Raw genomic sequence first — 23,723 nt, forward strand, 5'->3', positions numbered from 1 at the left:
TTCAGCCGGCGGCGGCCTCTTCGCCATCGGATTTGCTCGCGCGGCCTGTCTTGGCGCCCGTGACCACGCCCAGCGACTTCAGCTTGCGATGCAGCGCGCTGCGCTCCATGCCCACGAATTCCGCCGTGCGGCTGATATTGCCGCCGAACCGGTTGATCTGCGTCATCAGGTATTCCCGCTCGAACGCCTCGCGCGCCTCGCGCAGCGGCATGGTGGCCACCGCCCCCGACAGCACCACGCGCCCGTCTTCCGCCGGCACCTCGGTCTCGCCGGGGATTTCCGTCGCACGGATTTCCCCCGACGGATCGCCCAGGATCAGCACCCGCTCGATCACGTTGCGCAACTGGCGCACATTGCCCGGCCAGCTCATGGTTTGCAGCAGCGCCGCCGCCTCCTCGCCCAGTTCGCGCAGTGGCAGGCCCTGCGTGCCGTTCAGGAGCGCGATGAAATGCCGGGCCAGATCGGGAATATCCTCGCGCCGCTCCTCAAGGCTCGGCACCGTGATCGGCACCACATTCAGGCGATGATACAATTCCCGGCGGAACCGGTCCGCGGCGATCTCGGCCTCCAGATCGCGGCTGGTCGAGGAAATCACCCGCAGATCCACCTCGACCTTGTCGCTTCCGCCCACGCGCAGAAATGTCTGGTCCACCAGAACCCGCAGGATTTTCGACTGCGTGCCAAGCGGCATGTCGGCGACCTCGTCGAAATAGATCACCCCGCCATTGGCCTCTTCCAGCAGCCCGGTTTCCAGCCCGCGCTCCTCGCTTTCGCGCCCGAACAGCACCTCTTCCATGCGGTCCGGCTCGATCGAGGCGCAGCTGACGCAGACAAAGGGCGCATCGGCCCGCCCCGAATTGCCGTGGATATAGCGCGCCGCCAGTTCCTTGCCCGATCCCGCCGGGCCGGTCAGCATCACGCGCCCGTTCGACTTGGTGACTTTCTCAAGCTGCCCCATCAGCGTGCGGAAGGCCGCGCTCGCGCCCAGCATGTCGGCGCTCTCGGTCTCGCGCCGCCTGAGGTCCTGGTTCTCGCGCCGCAACCGGCTGGTTTCCATGCCGCGCCGGATCACCACCAGAAGCTGGTCGATATTGAACGGCTTCTCGATGAAGTCATAGGCGCCCTGCTTGATCGCCGCGACGGCGATCTCGATATTGCCGTGCCCGGAAATGATCACCACCGGAATCTCGGGATGATCGCGCTTGACCGCCTTCAGGATGTCGATCCCGTCCATCTGGCTGTCCTTCAGCCAGATATCCAGAATCAGAAGCGCGGGAACCTCTTCGGCGATTGCCGTCATGCATTCCTCGGAATTGCCCGCCAGCCGCGTGCCGAATCCTTCGTCTTCCAGGATATCCCCGATCAGTTCGCGAATATCGCGCTCATCGTCGACAATCAGAATATCGCTCATACTGTCCTCATACCGCCTGTTGTTCCACAGTTGCCACATCCTGACCCTCGGCCAGAAGCGGCAGGCGCACCACGGCCATTGCCCCGCGATGCGCGCCTTCGGCGAAAGCCGGCGCATCTTCCAGCGCCAGCGTTCCGCCATGTTCCTCGATGATCTTCTTCACGATGGGCAGGCCCAGCCCGGTGCCCTTTTCCCGCGTCGTCACGTAAGGCTCGAACAACCGGGACCGGTCTTCCGGCAGACCGATGCCGTTATCGGAGATCCGCAACACCGCCTGCCCGTCCTCGATTGCGCTGGAAATGCGAATCTGCGGCACATGGCCCTCGGGCGCGCCCGCCTCGTTCAGGCTCTCGATGGCCTCGCCCGCATTCTTGATCAGGTTGGTCAGCGCCTGACTGATCATCGTCGCATCCACGCTTGCGCGCAGCGGATCGTCGCACAGATCCAGCGCAAAGCGCACATCGGGCTGGCCCGCCTCCTGCAACAACGCCGCCTCGCGCAGCAATTGCGTCAGGGTCTCCGGTTTGGCCTCGGGTTCGGGCATACGCGCGAATTTCGAAAACTCGTCCACGATCCGGCGCAAATCGTCGGTCTGGCGGATCACCACATCGGTCAGTTGCTCCAGCGACTCCGCCTGATCGGGCTCCAGCACCCGGCCGAATTTGCGCTTGATCCGTTCCGCCGACAGCTTGATCGGCGTCAGCGGGTTCTTGATCTCATGTGCGATGCGCCGCGCCACGTCGCCCCAGGCCGCCATGCGCTGCGCCGCGACCAGATCGGTCACATCGTCGAAGGCCACCACATAGCCCTCGCGCTTGCCCGCCTCGCTGCGCCGGGTCGACATGCGCACCAGCAGGTTTTCCACGCGCCCGCCCCGGCTGACCTTGATTTCCTCCTGCACGAAGCCGCCCGCGCTGGCGCGCAGCTTGTCGAACAGCGCCCCGAACTCGGGAACCGCCACGCTCAGATCGAGGCTGGCCTGATCCTCGTGCCAGTCCAGCAACCGCTCGGCAGCCTTGTTGACGAAAGCCACCCGCCCCTTGGCGTCCAGCCCCACAACCCCCGACGAAACCGACCCGAGCACCGAATCGAACAGCCTGCGGCGGCGTTCGATCTGCCGTGTATTGGCCAGCAGCGTGTCGCGCTGGTGCTTCAGTTGCACCGTCATCTGGTTGAAATAGGTGCTCAGTTGCGCGATCTCGTCATCGCCCTCTTCCTCGCGCACCTGCACATCCAGATCGCCATCGCCCACGCGCTGCGCGGCGCTGGTCAACCGGCCCACCGGGCGCGACAGCCGTTCGGCAAACCACATGCCCAGCCACACGGCGGCCAGAATGAGGATCACCGCGAATCCGACATAGACCAGCCCGAACTCGAACAGCACCCTGCCCCGTTCGCTTTCGCGCTGTTCGTAAAAGCGGGCGGTTTCCTGCGTTTCGTCCAGCAGGTTCAGGATCGCCCCGTCCACGTTGCGGCTGACATACAGATACCGGTCGGGAATCGATTCCAGCGGCATCAGCGCGCGGAATTCGTTGTTGTCCCAGTCACGGATCACGACGATCCCCTGCTGGACCGAGCGCCTGATCTGCTCCTCGGTCGGTTCCTCATAGTCGAACAGGTAGGATCGTTCGCCGCGCGCACGGATATCCCCCGTGCCGTCGATCACATAGGCCTCGCGCAGCCCGCGCTGAATCTCGCGCTGCCCCTGGGACAGGATCTGGCGCAATTCACCATCGTCCATGAACACCACGGCGCGTTTCGTGGCATTGATGACCGAGGCCAGCACCCGCGCATCCGCCACCAGATCGCGGCGGTGTTCCTCTTCATAGGCCTGCGCGGCGGCCACCGAACTGTCCACCACGCCGCCGACCCGTTCGGAAAACCACGCCTCGAGCCCCATATTGACCGACAGCGTCGCGAATATCGCCACCGCAATCGTCGGCAACAGCGCCATCAGCGCGAAAACGCCGGTCAGGCGCAGGTGCAGCCGCGACCCCGCCGAGCGTTTGCGCCGCGCCGCGACCATCCGTGCCACCCGCTGCATCACCAGCGCGGCGACCATGATCACGTAGACCAGGTCCGACAACAGAACGATGCGCAGCACATCCGAGGACGCGCCCTTGTCCAGCGGCCCCATCACCAGATAGGTCACCACCGCCAGGACCGGCCCCAGAACGACAAGGCCAAAGGTCGCCAGCGTTTGCAGGCGCTTCATGCGCCGCAGGCGGTTGACCCGTTCCCACGTCCATTTGCGTGTCTGCTCTGCCACGCACGACCCCCACCAAGTTGTGCGCCGGGCATGGCGCACCGCAACATCTACGGCACCTACAGGCGATCCGCCCGAAATACCACAAGCATGTTGCAGTTTTACATCAACTTGCGGCGGCGTGTCACGCTAATTTCAAGGTCCTTGATCTTCTTGCGCAAGGTATTGCGATTGATCCCTAAAAGATCCGCGCATTTCGCCTGATTGCCGCCGGTGGCGTCCAGCGCGATCTCGATCAGCGGCAGTTCCACCTCACGCAGGATTCGCGCATAAAGGCCCGGCGGCGGCAGCATGTTGCCGTGCAGGTCGAAATAATGCTGCAAATGCCGCCCGACCGAGGCCGACAGGCTTTCGCCCTGGGTCTGCCCCAGCACCGGCTGCGCCGCCGGCTGATTCCCCAGCACCACCTCGATTTCGGCGCGCGTGATCTCTTCGGCGCGCGCGGTCAGCGCGATCCGGCGCACCGCGTTCTCCAGCTGCCGCACGTTCCCCGGCCAGCTATAGGCGCGCATCAGCTCCATCGCCTCGTCCGACAGCACCCGATGCGGCATCCCCTCGCGTTCCACCCGCCCGAGGAAATGCTCGGCCAGCAGCGGGATGTCATCGACCCGCTCGCGCAGGCTCGGCACCTCGATCACCGCGCCCGACAGCCGGTAATACAGATCCTCGCGCAGCCCGCCCTTTTCCAGACGATCCGACAGCCGCGCCTGGCTGGTCGCCATGAAGCGCGGCGCATGATCGCCCGGCGCATCCATCATCCGCACCACCCGGCCCTGCGCGTCGTCGTCCAGATCGGCCACCTCGTCCAGCACGATCGTGCCGCCCCGCGCCCGCGCCATCACCCGCGAGGGCCCTTCCAGATCGGTCAGGTCCGACGGCGAAACCGTCACGAACGGCAAGGTCCGGCGATCCGAAAAATCATGCACCGCCCGCGCGATCAGCGACTTGCCGGTGCCCGATTCCCCGGTGATCAGCACCGGCAGGTCGGTGTTCATGATCCGCGCCACCACCCGATAAAGCGCCTGCATCGCCGGGGTGCGCCCGATCAGCGGCAACTCGTCCGGGCGCTCGTCCTCGACCGGCACGGCAGGCCGGCGCGACCGGGTTTCCAGCGCCCGCGCCGTGCGCTTCATCAGGTCGGGCAGGTCGAACGGCTTGGGCAGGTAATCGAACGCCTCCGCCTCTTCGGCCTGAATGGCGGTCATGATGGTGTTCTGCGCCGAGATCACGATCACCGGCAGGTCGGGCCGGTCCTGCGAAATCTTCGGCAGCATCTCAAGGCCGTTGCCATCGGGCATCATCACGTCGGTGATCACCGCATCGCCACGGCCCTCGCCCACCCACCGCATCAGCGTGGTCAGCGAACTGGTCGCATGCACCTTGCAGCCCGCCCGCGTCAGCGCCTGTGTCAGAACCGTGCGGATCGTGCGGTCGTCATCGGCAACCAGTACAGTACCATCCATCAGCCTTGCTCCTTGGTGGTTTCAGCCATGTTTTCGGGCGCGCGCGGCAACGAGATGCGGAACACCGTCCGCCCCGGCGCCGAACTGACCGAAATCCAGCCGTCATGATCGGATATGATCTTCGCCGCCAGCGCCAGACCCAGCCCCGTGCCGTTCTCGCGCCCCGACACGAAGGGGTCGAAAATGTCGTCCGCGATCTCGGGCGGCAGGCCGGGGCCATCGTCGATCACCTCGATCTGAAGCGGCAGCGACTTGCCCTTGCCCCCGCCCAGCCGGACGCGCAGCGATTGTTCGTAATAGGTATGCAGGCGGATCACCCCGCCGCCCTTGCCCGCCGCCTCCGAGGCGTTCTTCAGAAGGTTCTGAATCACCTGCAACAACTGGTCCGCATCGCCAAGCGCCAGCGGCAGCGACGGGTCGTAATCCTCGATGATCGTCATGTCGGCGGCAAAGCCCAGAATGGCCGACCGCCGCGCACGGTCCAGAACGTCATGCACATTCACCGCGCCGAGTTTGGGCTTGGTCACATTGCCGAACTGCTCGACCTGCTCCAGCAACCCCACGATCCGGCGGCTTTCGCTGACGATCAGATCGGTCAGTTCCAGATCTTCCTGTTTCAGGTTCATCGACAAAAGCTGCGCCGCCCCGGTGATCCCGGCCAGCGGGTTCTTGATCTCATGCGCCAGCATTTCCGCCATGCCAATGGCCGACTTGGCCGCCGATTTCACCGACTGGCCCTGCGTCACCCGCCCGGCCAGTTCGCGCGGCGAAATCAGCAACAGCATATGCCCCGGCTGTCCCGCCATCGGCGCGATCTGCAAATTGCAATGCAGCGGCGCCCGGTCGCCCGTGCCCACATCCACATCGTTGACGAACAGCGGCGCATCGTTGTGCCGCGCCCGCTCGAACGCTTCTTCCAGCGGGGCATCGACCATCAGCTTGTCCCAGACAGGCGTACCCGCCACCGCCTTGGCCGAGGTCATCAGAAACCCCTCGCCCGCCGGGTTCACCTGAACGATCCGGTCCCGCTCGTCCAGCAACAGCGCCGGCACCGGCAGCGATGTCCACAGCGCGTCATCGGGCCCGATCATGCCGCCACCCTCTCGCCATCGCGCAGCGCGCGCGGAATCAGGCGCAGCACCTCACCTGCATCCCGGCTGGTCAGCACCTGCTTGCGCAGCGCCGCGCCCGTGCCCGCATCGTCCAGATACCAGCCCAGATGCTTGCGCGCGACGCGATTGCCCAGCTCCGCCCCGTAAAAGCGCAGCATTTCTTCGTAATGACCACAGACCATATCCGCCAACTCCTCGCCCTGCGGCACCTGCGGCGCATCCGCGCCCCACAGGTCCGCCGCCACCTGCGCCAACAGCCACGGCCGCCCCTGCGCCCCGCGCCCGATCATCACCCCGTCGGCCCCCGACAGGCGCAGCGCCTCGCGCGCACTGGCCGCGCCGGTGATGTCGCCATTGGCGATCACAGGAACGTCCACCGCATCCTTGATGCGCGCAATCGCCGCCCAATCGGCACGGCCTTTGTAGAACTGGCACCGCGTGCGCCCGTGAATCGTGATCATGCGAATCCCGGCCTCTTCGGCCCGTCGCGCCAGATCGGGCGCGTTCAGCATCCGCTCATCCCAACCCAGCCGGGTTTTCAGCGTCACAGGAATGCCCACCGCCCCGACCACCGCCTCGATCAGCCTCAGTGCGTGGTCCAGATCCTTCATCAGCGCCGAGCCGCTCGCCCCCGCGCCGCTGGCGCTGGTCACCTTCTTGGCGGGGCATCCCATGTTGATGTCGATGATCCGCGCGCCGTTGGCTTCCACCTGCCGCGCCGCCTCGGCCATCCAATGCGCCTCGCGCCCGGCCAGTTGCACCGCCGTATTCTCCAGCCCGAACCCCAGTTCGGCCCGTTCGCGCACCCCCGGCTTGGCCTGCACCATTTCCTGGCTTGCGACCATTTCACTCACCACCAGCCCGGCGCCGAAGCGCGCCACCAGATTGCGAAACGGCAAATCGGTGATTCCCGCCAGCGGGGCCAGAAAAACAGGAGGCGTCAGAGACCTGTCGGTCAGGATCGATGTCACTTGATTAATCCTTGTGCAGTGATGCCGTTCTATCCAGTAAGAGGGTTTTAGGCAATATTTGCAGGGGCTTTTCCAGTACACACAAAAGCGTGATGCCTATTTTTTGTGCAACCGTTCCCGGCATTGCGCTTGGCCGGGGCTGCGCGTAATCAATTCCCATGACCAATGCCGCCATCATCGTCGCCGCAGGCCGCGGCAGCCGCGCCGGGGGCGACCAGCCCAAGCAATGGCAGCCGCTCGCCGGGCGGCGGGTGATCGACTGGACCGTCGCCGCCTTTCGCGCCACGCCCGGACTCGACCGGATCGTGGTAGTCCTGCATCCCGACGATCTCGATCTCTTCACGCCGCCCGATGGGGTCGAGGTCACGACAGGCGGTGCGACCCGCGCCCAATCCGTGCGCAACGGTCTCGAATACCTGGCCGCGACGGCGGGCGATGCGTCCATCATGTATGCACTCATTCACGATGTGGCCCGATGTTGTACGAAACCCGCGTACATTTCGTACGTTTTGTACGAAATTCAATCCCAAGACACCCGCGCCGCCGCGCCCGCCCTGCCGGTGACCGATGCGCTCTGGCGCGGGGTGGACGGGATCGTGACCGGCACACAGGACCGCACCGGCCTGTTCCGCGCGCAGACACCGCAAGCCTTTGTTTTTGATGATATTCTTGAGGCCCATCGCAAACATCGGGGCGACGCTGCCGACGATGTCGAGGTGGCCCGCGCCGCCGGTATCCCGGTACGGATCATCGACGGCAGTGAGAGCAACCTCAAGATCACCCACCCGGACGATTTCGAACGCGCCCGAAAAATACTGGTAAATCAAATGGATATACGCGTCGGCAACGGCTATGACGTGCATCGTTTCGGCGATGGCGACCATGTCACCCTCTGCGGAGTCCGCATTCCCCATACCCGCGGCCTTCAGGGCCATTCGGACGCAGATGTTGGGATGCACACGATCACGGACGCAATATACGGTGCGCTCGCCATGGGCGACATCGGCCAGCACTTCCCCCCTTCCGATCCCCAATGGAAAGGCGCCGCAAGTGATATCTTCCTGCGTCACGCGGTCGGTTTGGCGCAGAAAAATGGCTTTGAAATCAACAATATAGACCTCACCCTGATCTGCGAACACCCCAAGATCGGCCCCCATGCACAGCCCATGCGGCAGGCCCTCTCCGACATCACAGGCCTCTCCATCGACCGGATTTCCGTCAAGGCCACCACCTCCGAACGGCTCGGCTTCACCGGCCGCGAAGAAGGCATCGCCGCACAGGCCACAGCAACACTGGTGAAAACATGAGCGTAACCCATTTGATTGTAACGTTTTTTTGTGTCGGCCACCTGCGCCCGGCCCCCGGCACATGGGGCTCGGCAGCCGCCATTCCCGTGGCCTGGGCCCTGCATGTCATCGGCGGCCCCTGGCTGTTGCTGGCCGGGATCGTCTTGGCATTCGCATCCGGATGGTGGGCTACGCATTTGGAAACAAAAGGAAAACAGGATCACGACCCTTCCGAGATCGTGATCGACGAGGTCGCCGGACAATGGCTGGCCTTCCTGCCCGTGTCCATCGGCGCCGCCCATGTCGGCGCATCCCTCACCGCCCTTTATCCCGGCTGGATCGCCGCCTTCGTCCTGTTCCGCCTGTTCGACATCTGGAAACCCGGCCCCGTCGGCTGGGCCGACCGTCGCGGGGATTCGCTTGGCGTGATGTTGGATGATATGATTGCCGGGCTGTTTGCCGCGCTTGGCGTCATGGCCCTGGCGGCACTTTCACATGGAGTTTTAATGCGTTGATTGCAAATGATATTCTTGATCTGGCGCGCAAGCTGAAGCTGCGCATAGCCACCGCCGAATCCTGCACCGGCGGTATGGTCGCCGTCGCGCTGACAGACATTCCGGGGTCATCCGACGTCATGGATCGCGGCTTTGTTACCTATTCCAACGCGGCCAAGGTCGAGATGCTGGGCGTGTCCACCGACACGCTGATCGCCCACGGCGCCGTGTCCGAACAGGTCGCTGGTGAAATGGCCGAAGGCGCCCTGTCACGTTCGGGCGCGGATCTGAGCGTGGCGATCACCGGCATCGCGGGCCCCGGCGGGTCGGAACACAAACCCGAGGGCCGGGTTTGTTTCGGTTTGGCCCGCAAGGGATTGAAAACATTCACGGAAACCAAAGAATTCGGCGCACCGGGGCGGTCCGAGGTGCGGCGGATATCACGCGATCATGCGCTTGAACTGCTCCACCGCTCCCTGTCGTGATCGATTTAACCGCAATTCATTTCAATAGCTTACGATCCGATTCTCATGCGCCGCGACGCATCAACGCCGTGAACGCCTTCAGATCGTCCCCCTGAATCGCTGCCCACAAGTCATCGGCCTTGCTGCCAAGACACTCACGCCCCTTTTCCATCAGCTTATCCAGACGAACATCCAAGGGCAATGGATCGGTCAGGTCGTTATACGCTTCGAGCATCGAGCCGTCCGACAGATGCACCACAAGCTCCGCCGCTGTTTCCGACACGCTTTCATCCGCGATCACAGTGACCCGCGACATGCAATCGCGATGCGTTTCGTCCAGGGGAAAACACGCCGCCATATCGGAATTTCCGAACGATTTCATGCCGTTACGCAGCAAGAGTGCCGCCAGGAACGTATAGCTGAACTTGGCTTCAAGGTAATCCACCGGCGCGGGTTTGTTGCAAACGCTCATCCAGCGGGGATTGGTGCGCAGCTCGATCTTGCGGACGCGCCCTGTCAGGTCTGACTGATCGCCCAGAACGGATTTCATCGCCTCGATCATCGCGTGCGTTCCATGACAGCACGGGTGGAACTTATGCGTGACATCCGGGAACAGCCAGGCCTGCCCGAGAGTGTCGAACGCGCTCAGGTCGTTTTCCCCATGATGCGTATTGCCGAACCCCTGCGCCCCGTCTGCGGCCTCTTGTGACCCATCGAGCCCATGACGCGCCAGAAGAACGGACTCGACCCCATGCGCCGCCGCCATCCCTGCATTCATGGGCTTCATCGCGGTTCCGAACTGTTGTTTCAAACCAGCCGCCATGCCCGCCACAATCCGTAACGGTGCTGCCGCTGTAACATCCGACGTGGACACTGCCGCCGCCACGGCCGCACCAAAGGCGCCAGCAGTGGCCGTCTGGTGAAATCCCGCCTGATAATGGCTGCGACCCAGCCAGACACCAACACGGGTGGCCACCTCGGCCCCGATCAGGGCCGCCTGCACCAGCTGCTGCAAATCACCGTTTTCGGCCTCGGCCATGGCAAGAGCGGCAGGGAAAACCACTGTGCTGACATGACCAATATGCGCAAAATGCGTGTCGTCGAAATCCAGTGTATGGCTGATCGTGCCATTAACCAGCGCAGCCAGACGCGGGGCGGTCCGGGCCAATCTCTGCCCTTCACCGAAGAAAAGCGATGAGGAACCTTCCCCACCGGTGTCGTTGGCATAGCCCAAGATGGAACCGGTGATCGCTTCCTGCTCTGCTGCAAGTCCGACGACAGCCCAATCCAACAGGCATAGCCGCATGACATCCAGAGCCTCTTTCGGGCATTTGCCCGACTGGCGATGTGCATCCACAAAGACGGCTAAGCGATCAATTACGTTGGTCATGACAGTTCCAATCCTTCGCGCTGCGGCATGTCGTCACCGTTGGTCATACAGCGGGCGACGAGATGGTTCCAATAGCTTGAGGATATGGCTGCGATGCATTTACCGACCAGGGTATCGCCAGACCTCAGCCGCGCCGCGCCTGTTTCCCGCCCCAAACCGTTTTCTGTACGCCGGTCAGATACCGCCCCTCATGCGCCGTATAAATCCTGCGCGCGGGATTCGAACGCCTTGACGATGCGTTGCATCGCCTCGAAGAAAAACAACCCTGCGGCCTTTTGCAACAGAAGGTTGCGGAATTCGAAATCAACGTCGAACTGCACGTCGCACCCGTCTTGCGTATCCGTGAACCTCCAGTTGGAAATCAGATATTTGAATGGCCCATCCAGATACTCGGTTTCGATTTTCCTGTCTTCCGGCCATAAGACGACGCGGCTCCCGAATCGTTCGCGAAACACCTTGAAACTAACCACGAGGTCTGCCTCCATGACCTCTGAGCCATCGGTCTGCGGTGTTACCCGGCGCACACGTGCCGCCGATGTCCAGGGCAGGAATTCGGGATAGCTGCCGACATCGGCCACCAGATCGTACATCTGCTGAGCGCTGTAAGGCAGGTGGCGGGTTTCGGCATGTGACGGCATTCGGTTGCGCGCCCCGGATTGATTGTGGACAGGTCGGGGCTTTTTCTTAGACTGGTCCGGGAAATTCAAGAGGAAGTCATGCGGGCAAACAGCCACAGTAGCAATCCGGGGCATTTGAACCCGGTCGTCCGGCCATGAACCTTCGCTGGCTGTTCCGGATGACACGGTGGGCGCAATCCCCGCCGAGCGAGAAGCGGATCAGGTTTTTCTTCGCGATACTGGCGATTTGCCTGACCCTGCTCGCGATCGAACATTTCATTGGCTGGCCCGACATCCTGACACCTAACAGCACGCGCGGCCGCATGTGGCAGACCAACTAGGACAGCATTGCAGCATGTGCCAAACAAACGAATAAATGGCGCACCTGATAGGATTCGAACCTATGGCCTCTGCCTTCGGAGGGCAGCGCTCTATCCAGCTGAGCTACAGGTGCGTGCGGACCCGGCTATAGGCCAAAGCGCGCGGCCCTGCAATCGGAAATCCTTGGGTAAGGATCGGACTTGCACCTGTGATGCAAATACGGCGTTATGGCTCCGCTGTTGGAATTCCGGAGACTGCCATGCACACTGCTCCACTTTGGTTGTTGATCACCCTGCAAGCAGCCGTTTCGGCGGCCAGTCTTGTGGTCGAGATCGTGGCGGGCCGGATGATGGCGCCATATGTGGGCATGTCTCTCTATACATGGACGGCCATCATAGCCATCGTGCTGGCGGGGTTTTCCGCCGGGCACTGGTGGGGCGGTCGCGTCGCCGAACGCCCGGCCTCGCGCGCCATGGTGTTGACCGGCTGGGCGTTGCTGGCGGCGGCCCTGACCACGGCCATCGCCGGTGGGCTGCTGCGGCTGAGTGCCGGTCCGGTTCTGGATACGCTCGAACATCCTGTTTGGGGCATTACCGTTTTATGCGCCGTGGCCTTTTTTGCCCCGTCCTTTTTTGCCGGTGTGCCGGCACCGGTGCTTGCGCAGATCGCGGTAAACGGGACAGACAGATCAGGCCGTGCGCTTGGCGCCATGTTCGCATCCGGCGCGATTGGCGCGATTGCGGGCACGTTGCTGGCGGGGTTCGTCTTTATCTCTTGGCTGGGCAGTGCGCTGACCATCAGTGTGGTCGCCATATGCTATGTGTTGGCGGCGCTGATCTGTTTCGGGCTCGCCCGGCAATTGCGTTCAAGCGGCATTCTGGCCGCCTCGGGCATTGTCCTTGTGCTATCGGGCAGCGCCGCCCTGCTATCCAGCCCCTGCGATCATGAAAGCCGGTATTTCTGCATCAGGACAGAGGATATATCGGCCGATCCCGGCAGCCCCGTGAACCTGATGGTGATCGACCACCTGGCCCATGGGATCAGCGCGCGCGACGTGCCGCGCATCATGTTCACCGATCATGCCGCGATGCTGGACGGGATTGCCCGAATGCGGATGGGGGAACGCCCGTTTTCGGCGTTCTTCGTCGGCGGTGGCACCTATTCCGTTCCGCGTGCATGGGCCGACAGAGGCTTCGGTCCCCTGACCGTGGCAGAAATCGACCCTGCCGTGACCCGAACCGCCGCGCGCGATTTCTGGTTCGACCCGGACAGCGCTACCGTCCTGCACGAGGACGCCCGCCGTGCCCTGCTGATCCGCCCGGACAGGCACTATGACGTGATCGTCGGCGATGCCTTTACCGATATCGCCGTGCCTTCACATCTGGTGACCCGGGAGTTCTTCCAACTGGTCCGGGACCGCCTGACATCGGGCGGCGTCTTCGTGATGAATGTGATCGATTTTCAGCACCGGCTCGAGGCCCTGGCCGCCATTCACTCTACCTTGTCCCGGGTTTTTCCCAATGTCGAAATCTGGACCGAACAACGCCCTCCGACCCCCGGCGAACGGCTCGTCTTCGTGTTGGTCGCCTCCGACAGCGCCAGCCCGGAGGACAGCCTGCTGTTGTCCGCCCCGGATACGAAACGCTTTGGTGTGCTGTCCGATCGTTTCGTGCAAACCGTGCTGTCACCGAAAGGCGCGCCCGTCCTGACCGACGATTATGCCCCTATCGACCGGCTGCTTGGACCGGGCTGACGGCTGACGCGCAATGTCTCAGCCGAACAGGTCGTGCGCCAGTTCCAGCGCGTCGATCAGGGCGTCGACCTCGGCCTGGGTGTTATACATTCCGAACGATGCACGGCAGGTGGCCGTTACCCCCAGATGATCCATCAGCGGCCCCGCGCAATGATGCCCCGCGCGCACCGCAACGCCCTTCTTGTCAAGGATCGTGCTGATGTCATGGGCATGGGCCGCCCCTTCCATGGTGAACGAGAAAATCGCCGCCTTGTCGGGTGTCGTGCCCTGCACATTCAGCCAGTTCAGTCCGGTCAGGCGCTTTTGGGCATAGCGGCTGAGGGAGTCTTCGTGGGCAGCAATCGCTTCCATGCCGATGCCCATCATGTAGTCCAGCGCCACACCAAGCCCGATGGTCTGCACGATGCCCGGTGTCCCGGCCTCGAACTTCATCGGCGGGTCGTTATAGACGACCTCATCCTTGCTGACTTCGCGGATCATGTCGCCACCGCCCATGAACGGGCGCATCTCGGCAAGTCGCTCCTTGCGGGCGAAAATCGCTCCCGAGCCGGAAGGACCATAGAGTTTGTGACCCGTGATCGCATAGAAATCACAGCCGATCTCGTCGACATTCACCGGCATATGCACGGCGGCCTGAGATCCATCCACAAGCACCGGAACGCCCCTTTCACGGGCAGCATCGCAGATCGCTTTGACATCCACCCTGGTGCCCAGAACATTCGACAGATGCGTGATCGCCACCAGCCGGGTTCTGGGACCGATGGCGTCGATCACCTTTTGCGGGTCGAGCGCGCCGGTGGCATCCACATCGACCCATTTCAGGCGCACCCCCTGCCGCTCGCGCAGGAAATGCCAGGGCACGATGTTGGCATGATGCTCCATTACCGACAGGACGATTTCATCGCCCGCCTCCATCCGGGGCATGGCCCAGCCATAGGCGACCATGTTGATGCCTTCGGTCGTGCCGGAATTCAGAACGATCTGATCCTCGTCGGCAACCCCGAGAAAGCGCGCAATGGTGCCGCGCACGGCCTCATATTTTTCTGTCGCCATATTGCTCAGGTAATGCAGCCCGCGATGCACATTGGCATATTCGTGGGAATAGGCCCGGGTGATCGCGTCGATCACCACCTGCGGCTTTTGCGCCGAGGCCCCGTTGTCCAGATAGACCAGAGGCTTGCCATTGACCTCGCGGCTCAGGATCGGGAAATCGGCCCGGATCTTTTCGACATCCAGCATCAGGACACCCCCATGAACAGGCCCGATACGAGCCCAAAGAAAATCGACAGCCCGACCGTCACACCCAACAGCGATACGATCAGAACGCCAGCCGCCTTGAACATGTTTTCAAACTCATGCGCAACATCCAGAAGGGAAACGACAGCCCAGACCCACCAGACGACCATGGCCAGGACCATCAGGGAACTGAGCATCGGCAGCGCCATTCCCAAAACCACAATGCCGGCCATCAAGACAAAGGTTACTGCCTGCAACCATGTCATCACCGCCAACACATCACGCAGATGACCTGTGCCCCCCATCATGCGCCCGACCCAACACAAGACGAACACTGACAGCACCGCGCGGCCCCATTGCAGCAATGCCAGAATCAACGGTGCGCTGTGCGCGGGCGATTGGCGCATGAGTTCACTGAACTGATCCTCGCCCACGGCAGCGACCTGCATCAGCGCCGCAAAGATCAGCGATGTGACCACCGACACCAGCGACAGCGCCAGCCACAGCCCCTGTACGGGCAAATTCAGGGATATGATCCGTGCCCCGGCAGCTTTTGGCGCTTTGAGCGTCAGCAGGAACAGCGATTTCAGCATCGAGAGCGTCATGATGTTCCCCATCCCGCCTCTCGCAGGTTCGACAGCCAGAACCACAGGAACACCGCGATCCAGACAAGCCCGACCAGTTGCAATCCCGGCCCCGGCCCGATGAATCCGGCCACAAGGCCGTGCAACAGGATGAGGGGGCTGGAGGCCAGAAAGGCCCAGAACAACGCCAGACGGCTGGAATAGCCCCCGCCTGCCCCGCCAAAGACGCGCTGTACCAGGTGACTGAAAAACGCGAGCGCATAGAGTACCAGCGGCATCATGAAGACCCACGCCAGCAACGCCCCGCCCAAAAGCATGTTCAGTTCCTGACCGCTCAGATGTGCCTCGCGTGCAAGACGCGGCCACTGGCCGATGAACACCACGACACACCCCGCCATGACGATGGCAAGCGCACGGCCTTCGTGCGGTGGCATCGCCAGCAGCCGCCGCATAACGGCCCGCGGCCGCCTGTAGGTGGCCGCGATATCCGTTGTAACCGGCATCAGCCGCGCCGGCGTTCCAGCCAGCCTTCCAGCCGGCCCACGATGGTCTCGCGCAGCGTTTCGTCCTCGATCTCCTCGACCGCCTCGGCCAGAAAGGCCAGCGTCATCAGGTCGGTGGCAATATCCTTGGGAACGCCCCGCGCCCGCAGGTAAAACAGACCGTCCTCGTCGATCGCCCCCGAGGTCGAGCCATGCGAACAGGCCACGTCATCGGCATAGATTTCCAGTTCCGGCTTGGCGTCGAATTCGCTGTCGTCATCCAGCAGCAAGGACTGGCTGATCTGATAGCCATCGGTTTTCTGGGCGCCCGGTTTCACGAGGATCTTGCCCTGAAACACGCCCCGCGCTCCGTTGCGCAGCACTTTCTTGAAAACCTGGCGGCTTTCGCAATTCACCGCATCATGCGTGACGAACACCGTATCGTCATGATGGAAATCCCCGTCGCCCACACAGGCCCCGGCCACATGCGCCACGGCATTGTCGCCGGTCAGTTCCACCACGCATTCGTTGCGCGTCAGCACGCCATTGGCCGTCAGCGTAAAGGTCTTGAACGCGCTTTCCTCGCCCAGACGGGCAAAGATATGCGTGGCCGCCCGGCGCTCGTGGTCGCGGCCTTGCGTGCGCACATGATGGAACGCCGCCCCATCGGCCACTTCGACCTCCATCACCTTGTTGAACCGTGCCGCTGCCGGGCCGTTTTCCAGAATCGTCAGGTCCGCACCTTTGTCGAGCTTTACAAGGTGGTGGAGAATCGCATCGGAAGCCTCTGATTCATGGTGATAAATCAGGTTGATCGGCTTGCTGGCCCTGCCGGTGACATGGATCACCACGCCATCGCTGGCCAATGCCGTATTCAGCGCGGCCAAGGGGCGTGCCACAGGGTCCTGTCCGCGTTCTTCCAGAACGCCATACAGGTCCTTGGCCCAGTGAATATCCGTTGCGGCAACTTCGGCCAGACGTTCGATCCTCACACCTTCGAGGGCCAGGTCGTCGCTGGCCTCGGCGTCGAAAACCCCGTCGACAAAGACGATTTTCAGACGGTCGACCTCTTTGAAAACCTGGGTTTCGTCCGATTCGAACACCGCCGCCGAAGGTGTTTCCGCCTGCACCAGCGTTTCGGGATTCGTGAATTTCCAGTACTCGTCGCGCCGATGAGGCAATCCCATGTCGCGGACCCGCGCCAAAGCCGCGTCACGGGCCGCTTCGGCCCATGACGCCCCCGCCGCAGGCCGGTCAGCTGCCGACAGCCGCGCCTCGGTCGCGTCCAGTTTCACCTGTGGCAAAGCCATTACGCCACCTCCTCGACCAGATCGGCATACCCGTTCTTCTCGACTTCCAGCGCCAGTTCGGGGCCGCCCGTCTTGACGATCCGGCCATTGGCCATGATGTGCACCACGTCGGGTTTGATGTGATCCAGAAGGCGCTGATAATGGGTGATCACCAGAAAGCCGCGCCCCTCTTGGCGCAGCGCGTTCACACCGTCGGCAACCAGCTTCATCGCGTCCACGTCGAGCCCCGAGTCGGTTTCGTCCAGAATGCACATCTTGGGTTCCAGAAGCGCCATCTGAAGGATTTCGTTGCGCTTCTTTTCACCGCCCGAGAATCCCACATTCACTGGCCGCTTGAGCATATCGCTGTCGATCTGTAGCGCCTTGGCCTTTTCACGCACCAGCTTGAGGAAATCAGCCGCGCTCATCTCCTCCTGCCCCTTGGCCTTGCGTTGCGCATTCAGTGCGGTGCGCATGAAGGTCATGTTGCCGACGCCGGGAATTTCCACCGGATACTGGAACGCCAGGAAAAGACCCGCCGCCGCGCGCTCTTCCGGTTCCATATCAAGGATGTCTTCCCCATCCAGAGTGGCGCTGCCCTCGGTTACCTCGTAACCGTCGCGCCCCGACAGGACATAGCTGAGCGTCGACTTGCCCGATCCGTTGGGCCCCATGATCGCATGCACCTTGCCTGTCTCGACAGTCAGGTCCACACCTTTGAGAATCGTCTTTTCCTCGTCTTCAAGATCGACATGCAGATTCTTGATTTCCAGCATCTTTTTCAGCTCCTCGCTTATGTTCCGTGGCGGCTCAGGGCCGCGTCATCATCTCGATTATCGTCAACAGCCGGTCCGCAGGCACCGCCATCGGCGCAACATCGAACTCGGCCATCCGTCCGGCCATCACAGGCCGGCCCAGAAACTCCTCTATCCGGTGATAGTGTTTGCGCCGCGCATAGTCGTCGACGAACACCCTTACCGGCTTTTGCGTGCGAAAGGCCGTGGCCATCGCACAACCGGCGCGAAACCGGCCATCCACCAGCACCACGTCTGGCTGGCGGAACTCGGGCAAATCCCAAACCTCAAGCGGATAGCGCGCATAGCGCTGCCATTCACGGTCGGTTTCGGGATAGCCCCACTCCTTGGTCGGCCCCAGATCCGACCAGATAATATCCACTACGGTCCCGTCGGCGGGCGGGTTCTGCGCCAGCCAATCGCGCATCATCTGCGCCCAGTCCCTATCGCTTTCGACCGAGAACACCGATTTTCCCGGCATTTGGGCCGCCATCACCGTCGATCCGCCGGACCCGTATTCAAGGATCACCTGCGCCGCCTCATAGGCCGCGCGCAATCTTCGTGCCTCTGCCTCGGGCAGGGTCAGTTCGGGGCGCGATATGGTGGCTGCCTGATCCATTTCAGGCCAGCACGACCGCCGTGCCACTGGCCGAAACCATCAACATCGAATCGCCGACGACCTCGTAATCCAGATCGACCCCCAGAACCGCATCGGCCCCGAGTGCCGCGGCACGCTGTTCCAGCTCGTTCAGGGCGGTGTCGCGGGCATCCTGCAACTTGGATTCATAGGCGCCCGAGCGCCCGCCCACCACATCGGTGATCTGGGCAAAGAAATCACGGAACACATTGGCCCCCATGATGGCCTCGCCCACCACGATCCCGCGGTATTCGGCGACCTTGCGGCCCTCGATATTTTGCGTTGTCGTGACGATCATGACCGCCCCCTTGTCAGCGGATCGGGCGGGTCTTAGCCCACCGACCCTTCCAGCGAGATGGCAACCAGTTGCTGTGCCTCCATGGCGAATTCCATAGGCAGCGCCTGCAACACGTCCTTGCAGAACCCGTTCACCACCAGCGCGACGGCCTCTTCCTCGTCCATGCCGCGCTGACGGCAATAGAACAGCTGATCGTCATCCACCTTCGAGGTGGTCGCCTCGTGCTCCACGCGCGACGAGTTGTTCTTGACCTCGATATAAGGCACTGTATGCGCCCCGCATTTATCGCCGATAAGCAAGCTGTCGCACTGGGTATAATTGCGGCTGTTCTTGGCCTTGGGATGCATGCTGACCAGGCCGCGATAGGTATTCTGCGCCTGCCCGGCACTGATCCCCTTGGACACGATCCGCGAACGGGTGTTCTTGCCCAGATGGATCATCTTCGTGCCGGTATCGGCCTGTTGCCAGTTGTTGGTGATGGCGATCGAGTAGAATTCGCCCTGGCTGTTGTCCCCGCGCAGAATGCAGGACGGGTATTTCCAGGTCACGGCGCTGCCGGTTTCCACCTGCGTCCACATCACCTTGGCCCGGTCGCCACGGCAATCGGCGCGCTTGGTCACGAAGTTGTAGATACCGCCCTTGCCCTCTTCGTTGCCGGGGAACCAGTTTTGCACCGTGGAATATTTCACCTCGGCGTCTTCCTCGACGATGATCTCGACCACGGCGGCATGAAGCTGCGATTCATCGCGCTGCGGTGCGGTACACCCTTCCAGGTAGCTGACATAGGACCCCTTGTCGGCAATGATCAGTGTGCGTTCGAACTGGCCGGTATTTTCCGCGTTGATGCGGAAATAGGTGCTCAGTTCCATCGGGCAGCGCACACCGGGCGGCACGTACACGAACGACCCGTCCGAAAACACCGCCGAATTCAGCGTGGCGTAAAAGTTGTCGCTGACCGGAACGACCGAACCGAGGTATTTCTTGACCAGTTCGGGGTGTTTCTGGATCGCCTCGGAGATCGAGCAGAAGATCACCCCGGCCTTTGCCAGTTCCTTCTGAAAGGTCGTGCCAACCGAAACCGAGTCGAACACCGCGTCCACGGCCACCTTGCGGCCCTCGGCGGGGGCGTCTTCGGCGCCTTCGACCCCGGCCAGAATCATCTGTTCCTTCAGCGGAATCCCCAGCTTTTCGTAGGTTTCCAGAAGCTTGGGGTCCACCTCGTCCAGCGACTTGGGCTTTTCCGCCATGCTTTTGGGGCGGGCATAGTAATACTGTTCCTGGAAATTCACCTCGGGGTAGTCCAGCATCGCCCAGTCGGGTTCCTTCATTTGCAGCCAGCGCTCATAGGCCTGCAAACGCCATTCGGTCATCCACTCGGGTTCTTCGTTCTTTTCCGAGATCAGCTTGACGATATCGGCGGTCAGGCCCTTGGGCGCGTAATCCATCTCGATATCGGTTTCCCAGCCGTACTTGTACGTGCCGGCCATCTCGCGGACGGCATCCACCGTTTCCTGATCGACGCCTTCTTTGACCTGTGTATCGTCCAGTGCCGCCATATCGGCCCCTCCTTGATCTCGTTTCGCTACGCCGTTCGGGCGCAGTGTTTATTCCAGTGCTTCAGCCATGCCTCGGCAAAGCGCGTCACATCGTCCTGCGTCGTGTCTGGCCCAAGCGAGACCCGGATCGCCGATCCGGCCTCGTCCTCGCTGAACCCCATGGCCTGCAATACACCGCTGGCCCGGACCTTGCCACTCGAACAGGCAGATCCAGCGGAAATGGCGAAGCCGGCAAGGTCCATCGTCATGACCTGCGTTTCCCCTTTCCAGCCGGGCGTGATAAAGCACGACGTGTTGGGAAGACGCGACGCATCTTTCCCGACAAAAATAGTCCCGTTTGCCTCGGCTGCAATGGCATTTTCTAGAATCTTTCTAAATTCTGCCACACGATCCCAGATTCCACCGGCCAAATCCCGCGCAGCCGCCTCGGCGGCAGCCCCGAATCCGGCAATCCCGATGACGTTTTCGGTTCCCGAACGACGCCCCATTTCTTGCCCGCCGCCCTTGATCAGCGCCTCCAGATCGGTGCCGCGCCTCACGACCAGCGCGCCGATACCTTTTGGTCCGCCCATCTTGTGCGCGGAAATCAGCGCCATGCGGCAGCCCGACCAGTTGAATGCCACCGGCAGTTTCCCAAACGCCTGTGTCATGTCGCTGACCTCAAGCCCCTCGGGAAGATCCTGCACGATACCGGTTTCCGAATTGGCCTTTTGTAAGACCGAACGCGCCGGATCGTCCACGCTCACACGGCCCTGTGGATCAACCGGCAAATCCGCGTCGATCCATGCCTTGACCGCATCATGTTCCACCGCCGCGCCATGCAATCCGCGACCGGCACAGGCCAACGCCGCCGCCTCGGTTGCACCCGAGGTGAAAATGACGTCCGCGCCCTCGGCCCCGAACGCCGCGGCCACCTGCCCGCGGGCCCGTTCGATCAGGCCCTTTGCCGCGCGCCCCTCGGCATGTACGCTGGACGGGTTGCCCACCAGATCCATCGCCGCGATCATCGCCGCGCGCGCCTCTGGCCGCAGCGGTGCCGTGGCGTTGTAGTCCAGATATACCCTGCCCATTACCAAGCCAGCGTCTTGTCCAGGGGCAGGTTCCGGTGGCAAACCGGCTCCGAACGCAGCGTGCCGTCACGTGAATGTCGGACCGTCACCGCCATGATCTTGTGTCGCGGGAACGTCATTCCTCGTCCACCACCGAAAACAATGTCGGCACCGCCGGGCACGGCGCCAGCGTATTGCTCACCACATCGCTCAGCCGGGTCTGGTGCAGGAACACATAGACCTGGGCGCTCAGCGATTCCCACAGCCGGTTGGTCATCGACTGGGCCCGCGATCCGCTCGCCGCGCCCGACGCTCCGGCCCCTTTCTGCAAGGCGCTCACCGTCTCATCGACCGCCGCCAGCACGTCCACCACGCGGATTTCCGATGCGGGGCGCGCAAGGCGATATCCCCCACCCGGACCGCGCACCGACGCCACAAGATCGGCCCGGCGCAGCTTGACGAACAACTGCTCCAGATAGGGCAGCGAAATATCCTGACGTTTCGCGATTTCGCCCAACGTCACCAGCGTATCACTGTCCTGCAATGCGATATCGACCAGCGCGACCATCGCATAACGACCCTTGGTGCTCAGCTTCATGGCCGATTCTCCCGCGAATAGATTGACGCGAGGCCATGCAACCCTTATCTCGCTTGCATCCTCCGGCCCCGGCAGGAAATTTAGAAACGTTCTAAGGTGCTTGACCGATTTCGTCAAGAAAGTCGCGCACCAACATACGGAGAATGAGGCTCTATGCCAGAGGTTATCTTTCCCGGCCCCGAAGGCCGTCTTGAAGGACGCTATCACCCGCAACGCGAAAAGGACGCCCCGATCGCGATCGTATTGCATCCGCACCCGCAGTTCGGGGGCACGATGAACAACAAGGTGGTCTATAACCTCCACTACGCATTCTACAACATGGGCTTCACCGTTCTGCGCTTCAACTTCCGCGGTGTCGGGCGCAGCCAGGGGGAATACGATCAGGGCGTGGGCGAGCTCAGCGATGCGGCCTCGGCGCTCGACTACCTGCAATCCATGAACAACAATTCCAAGCATTGCTGGGTCGCGGGCTTTTCCTTCGGCGCATGGATCGGCATGCAACTCCTGATGCGCCGCCCGGAAATCACCGGTTTCGTTTCAGTTTCGCCGCCTGCGAACATGTACGATTTCTCGTTCCTTGCCCCCTGTCCCTCGTCCGGGTTGATCATCAACGGCACCGCCGACCGTGTGGCGCCCCCTGCGGACACCACCACGCTGGTCAACAAGCTGCACGAGCAGCAGGGCATCACCATCACCCACGAAGAGCTCGAAGGCGCGGATCATTTCTTCAAGGAGCCGCACATGGACACGATGATCGACACGGTCACCGGGTACGTGAAGCGACGCCTGACAGAAAACACCCGCTGATCCGATGGGCGTTACCGAGGATCTCGCCGACGAACTGGCGCTGGATGTGCTGAAATACATCGATGCCACCGGCGACGAACAGATCGTCGCGGATATGGTCAAGGTGCTGGGGGCCACGTCCCAGACCGCAGAAGAGGCATTCCTGACCTCGCTGCGGGTGCGCCGCGCCAACGTCAAGGCACGCAAGCTGTTGCTGGACCGCGCCAAGGCATTCAAGGAAGACACCAAAGCCAAGGCAGAGCAGGCCCCGAAAGAATGAGCGATGTGTCGCGTCTCGACGCGCAGATGGCCTTTCTGACCGAGGCCTGCCGCCTGAAATCCGTGATCCGCGCCAACACGCTTTGCGACGGGTCACGCTATGAAAACTCGGCGGAACACAGCTGGCACCTGGCGCTGTATGCGCTGATTCTGGGCGAACATGCACCTGACGGGGTCGATCCTGCGCGCGTGATCAGAATGCTGATCCTGCATGATCTGGTGGAAATCGACGCGGGCGATACACCGATCTATGCGCAGGCCGACCGTGCCGCTGTCGCCGCCGCCGAGCAGGCCGCCGCCGACCGCATTTTCGGTCTTTTGCCAGCGGATCAGGCTGCGGACCTTCGCGCTCTTTGGGACGAATTCGAAACGGCGCAAAGCCCCGATGCCAGATTCGCCAAGGCGCTGGACCGGTTCCAGCCGCCCAATCAGAATCTGGCGTCAGATGGCATCAGCTGGCGCGACCATAACGCCACACTGGACAAGGTCGAAACCCGTGTCGGCACGCCCATCACCCGAGGGGCCCCGGCCCTGTGGGATTGGATCGCCCCGAAAATCCGCGACTGGTTCGCCCGCAACGGCTGAGA

At 62.4% G+C, this 23,723-nt stretch carries 25 protein-coding genes and 1 tRNA gene; 8 read left to right on the plus strand and 18 right to left on the minus strand.

The annotated features are described in order from the left end of the window. Position 1 precedes the first annotated feature (1 nt). The 5 genes from ntrX to dusB all read right to left on the minus strand — a co-directional run bounded on the left by ntrX (position 2) and on the right by dusB (position 7,223). Positions 2–1,411, minus strand: a complete 1,410-nt coding sequence (gene ntrX, locus BUB53_RS00650; protein WP_073031564.1) for a nitrogen assimilation response regulator NtrX — start codon at positions 1,409–1,411, stop codon at positions 2–4. A 7-nt stretch (positions 1,412–1,418) separates the two neighbouring features. Beyond that, positions 1,419–3,626: a sensor histidine kinase NtrY-like gene (locus tag BUB53_RS00655; RefSeq protein WP_073031566.1), complete on the minus strand. Its 2,208-nt coding sequence runs from the start codon at positions 3,624–3,626 to the stop codon at positions 1,419–1,421. A gap of 152 nt (positions 3,627–3,778) precedes the next feature. Continuing rightward, positions 3,779–5,140 carry a response regulator gene (locus BUB53_RS00660; RefSeq protein WP_073031568.1) on the minus strand — a complete coding sequence of 454 codons (1,362 nt, stop codon included), beginning with the start codon at positions 5,138–5,140 and terminating at the stop codon, positions 3,779–3,781. Continuing rightward, on the minus strand, positions 5,140–6,231 hold the full coding sequence (locus BUB53_RS00665; protein WP_073031570.1) for a two-component system sensor histidine kinase NtrB: 1,092 nt from the start codon (positions 6,229–6,231) through the stop codon (positions 5,140–5,142). The genes BUB53_RS00660 and BUB53_RS00665 overlap by 1 nt, the downstream gene beginning before the upstream one ends. After that, a complete protein-coding gene (dusB, locus tag BUB53_RS00670; RefSeq protein WP_084728763.1) occupies positions 6,228–7,223 on the minus strand; it encodes a tRNA dihydrouridine synthase DusB in 996 nt (331 codons plus the stop codon). Before dusB ends, BUB53_RS00665 begins: the two co-directional genes overlap by 4 nt. A gap of 158 nt (positions 7,224–7,381) precedes the next feature. On the opposite strand from dusB, the gene BUB53_RS00675 reads away from it, so the two are divergent. The 3 genes from BUB53_RS00675 to BUB53_RS00685 are packed head-to-tail and all read left to right on the plus strand — an operon-like array spanning position 7,382 to position 9,488. Continuing rightward, positions 7,382–8,530 carry a bifunctional 2-C-methyl-D-erythritol 4-phosphate cytidylyltransferase/2-C-methyl-D-erythritol 2,4-cyclodiphosphate synthase gene (locus tag BUB53_RS00675; protein WP_073031579.1) on the plus strand — a complete coding sequence of 383 codons (1,149 nt, stop codon included), beginning with the start codon at positions 7,382–7,384 and terminating at the stop codon, positions 8,528–8,530. Beyond that, positions 8,527–9,024 carry a phosphatidylglycerophosphatase A family protein gene (locus tag BUB53_RS00680; protein ID WP_073031581.1) on the plus strand — a complete coding sequence of 166 codons (498 nt, stop codon included), beginning with the start codon at positions 8,527–8,529 and terminating at the stop codon, positions 9,022–9,024. Before BUB53_RS00675 ends, BUB53_RS00680 begins: the two co-directional genes overlap by 4 nt. Further along, positions 9,021–9,488 (plus strand): CinA family protein, encoded by a 468-nt coding sequence (locus tag BUB53_RS00685; protein WP_073031583.1) that lies wholly within the window; start codon positions 9,021–9,023, stop codon positions 9,486–9,488. Before BUB53_RS00680 ends, BUB53_RS00685 begins: the two co-directional genes overlap by 4 nt. A 43-nt stretch (positions 9,489–9,531) precedes the next feature. Here BUB53_RS00685 and BUB53_RS00690 read toward each other — a convergent pair whose 3' ends face one another. After that, complete coding sequence (locus BUB53_RS00690) at positions 9,532–10,857, minus strand: MmgE/PrpD family protein (RefSeq protein WP_073031585.1); 1,326 nt, start codon at positions 10,855–10,857, stop codon at positions 9,532–9,534. Between the two features lie 188 nt (positions 10,858–11,045). Beyond that, positions 11,046–11,495, minus strand: coding sequence for a type II toxin-antitoxin system RatA family toxin (locus BUB53_RS00695; protein ID WP_073031587.1), 450 nt, complete (start codon positions 11,493–11,495; stop codon positions 11,046–11,048). Between the two features lie 134 nt (positions 11,496–11,629). Here BUB53_RS00695 and BUB53_RS00700 point away from each other — a divergent pair, with 134 nt between their 5' ends. After that, complete coding sequence (locus BUB53_RS00700; protein WP_073031589.1) at positions 11,630–11,815, plus strand: hypothetical protein; 186 nt, start codon at positions 11,630–11,632, stop codon at positions 11,813–11,815. Between the two features lie 36 nt (positions 11,816–11,851). Here BUB53_RS00700 and BUB53_RS00705 read toward each other — a convergent pair. Continuing rightward, positions 11,852–11,928, minus strand: a tRNA-Arg gene (locus tag BUB53_RS00705). Positions 11,929–12,054: 126 nt separating this feature from the next. Here BUB53_RS00705 and BUB53_RS00710 point away from each other — a divergent pair. After that, entirely contained in the window at positions 12,055–13,548 is a 1,494-nt protein-coding gene (locus BUB53_RS00710) for a fused MFS/spermidine synthase (RefSeq protein WP_073031591.1), read from the plus strand. An 18-nt stretch (positions 13,549–13,566) separates the two neighbouring features. Here the strand turns inward: BUB53_RS00710 and BUB53_RS00715 are convergent, their stop codons facing one another. The 10 genes from BUB53_RS00715 to iscR all read right to left on the minus strand — a co-directional run bounded on the left by BUB53_RS00715 (position 13,567) and on the right by iscR (position 22,071). After that, a complete protein-coding gene (locus tag BUB53_RS00715) occupies positions 13,567–14,787 on the minus strand; it encodes a cysteine desulfurase (protein WP_073031594.1) in 1,221 nt (406 codons plus the stop codon). Beyond that, on the minus strand, positions 14,787–15,389 hold the full coding sequence (locus BUB53_RS00720; RefSeq protein WP_159437750.1) for a YIP1 family protein: 603 nt from the start codon (positions 15,387–15,389) through the stop codon (positions 14,787–14,789). Before BUB53_RS00720 ends, BUB53_RS00715 begins: the two co-directional genes overlap by 1 nt. Then, the gene (locus BUB53_RS00725; RefSeq protein WP_073031597.1) at positions 15,386–15,871 is read right to left on the minus strand and encodes a YIP1 family protein; all 486 of its coding nucleotides are present in this window, start codon (positions 15,869–15,871) and stop codon (positions 15,386–15,388) included. Before BUB53_RS00725 ends, BUB53_RS00720 begins: the two co-directional genes overlap by 4 nt. Continuing rightward, on the minus strand, positions 15,871–17,160 hold the full coding sequence (gene sufD, locus BUB53_RS00730; protein ID WP_073031599.1) for a Fe-S cluster assembly protein SufD: 1,290 nt from the start codon (positions 17,158–17,160) through the stop codon (positions 15,871–15,873). Before sufD ends, BUB53_RS00725 begins: the two co-directional genes overlap by 1 nt. Then, complete coding sequence (sufC, locus tag BUB53_RS00735; RefSeq protein ID WP_073031601.1) at positions 17,160–17,915, minus strand: Fe-S cluster assembly ATPase SufC; 756 nt, start codon at positions 17,913–17,915, stop codon at positions 17,160–17,162. Before sufC ends, sufD begins: the two co-directional genes overlap by 1 nt. 34 nt (positions 17,916–17,949) lie before the next feature. Beyond that, positions 17,950–18,552, minus strand: coding sequence for a hypothetical protein (locus BUB53_RS00740; protein ID WP_073031603.1), 603 nt, complete (start codon positions 18,550–18,552; stop codon positions 17,950–17,952). A gap of 1 nt (position 18,553) precedes the next feature. After that, the gene (locus BUB53_RS00745; protein ID WP_073031604.1) at positions 18,554–18,868 is read right to left on the minus strand and encodes a heavy metal-binding domain-containing protein; all 315 of its coding nucleotides are present in this window, start codon (positions 18,866–18,868) and stop codon (positions 18,554–18,556) included. 32 nt (positions 18,869–18,900) lie between these two features. Continuing rightward, a complete protein-coding gene (sufB, locus tag BUB53_RS00750; protein WP_073031607.1) occupies positions 18,901–20,424 on the minus strand; it encodes a Fe-S cluster assembly protein SufB in 1,524 nt (507 codons plus the stop codon). Positions 20,425–20,450: 26 nt separating this feature from the next. Further along, positions 20,451–21,494 (minus strand): cysteine desulfurase family protein, encoded by a 1,044-nt coding sequence (locus BUB53_RS00755; protein WP_073031609.1) that lies wholly within the window; start codon positions 21,492–21,494, stop codon positions 20,451–20,453. A gap of 115 nt (positions 21,495–21,609) precedes the next feature. Continuing rightward, positions 21,610–22,071 carry a Fe-S cluster assembly transcriptional regulator IscR gene (iscR, locus tag BUB53_RS00760; protein ID WP_073031611.1) on the minus strand — a complete coding sequence of 154 codons (462 nt, stop codon included), beginning with the start codon at positions 22,069–22,071 and terminating at the stop codon, positions 21,610–21,612. Between the two features lie 153 nt (positions 22,072–22,224). Here iscR and BUB53_RS00765 point away from each other — a divergent pair, with 153 nt between their 5' ends. The 3 genes from BUB53_RS00765 to BUB53_RS00775 are packed head-to-tail and all read left to right on the plus strand — an operon-like array spanning position 22,225 to position 23,721. Beyond that, positions 22,225–22,878 carry an alpha/beta hydrolase gene (locus tag BUB53_RS00765; RefSeq protein WP_073031613.1) on the plus strand — a complete coding sequence of 218 codons (654 nt, stop codon included), beginning with the start codon at positions 22,225–22,227 and terminating at the stop codon, positions 22,876–22,878. A gap of 4 nt (positions 22,879–22,882) precedes the next feature. Then, positions 22,883–23,137, plus strand: coding sequence for a hypothetical protein (locus tag BUB53_RS00770; protein ID WP_073031615.1), 255 nt, complete (start codon positions 22,883–22,885; stop codon positions 23,135–23,137). Continuing rightward, positions 23,134–23,721, plus strand: coding sequence for an HD domain-containing protein (locus tag BUB53_RS00775; protein WP_073031617.1), 588 nt, complete (start codon positions 23,134–23,136; stop codon positions 23,719–23,721). The genes BUB53_RS00770 and BUB53_RS00775 overlap by 4 nt, the downstream gene beginning before the upstream one ends. Positions 23,722–23,723: the final 2 nt, after the last annotated feature.

The sequence above is a fragment of the Roseovarius pacificus genome (genome assembly GCF_900142665.1).
GTDB lineage: Bacteria > Pseudomonadota > Alphaproteobacteria > Rhodobacterales > Rhodobacteraceae > Roseovarius > Roseovarius pacificus.